Genomic DNA, 306 nt, shown 5'->3' on the forward strand with positions numbered 1-306 from the left:
TGCGCCGGGGAAGCCGCTGGTGACGACGGAGACCCCGGCGATGACGGCCGCGCGGAGGAAAGCTGCCGCCTGGCGGGTGATGGTGCCGCGCTCTACAAGCTGGTCGAGGGTGACGTCGACGAGGCGGTGGATACGGATGACGATCGTCGGTCGGGTGGCGACGGGTTCCGCGATCGCTGCCAGACGCGCCCCGCCGGGCAGGTCCATGTGCAGTCGCGGCCGGGCGCTCGTGAACGATCGGCCGCCCTCCCCCGAGCGGGCTGCGAGCAGGTTGATCTCTCGCTCGAGCTCACGGTCGTTCTCGGC

The 306-nt window shown here is 71.6% G+C and carries 1 protein-coding gene; it reads right to left on the reverse strand.

The features are described 5' to 3' along the window. The coding region (locus ACZ3HH_RS29590) for a hypothetical protein (protein WP_465810082.1) at positions 1–306 on the reverse strand (306 nt) is incomplete at both ends.

The sequence above is a fragment of the Pseudomonas sp. PME37.24/025 genome (assembly GCF_055556615.1).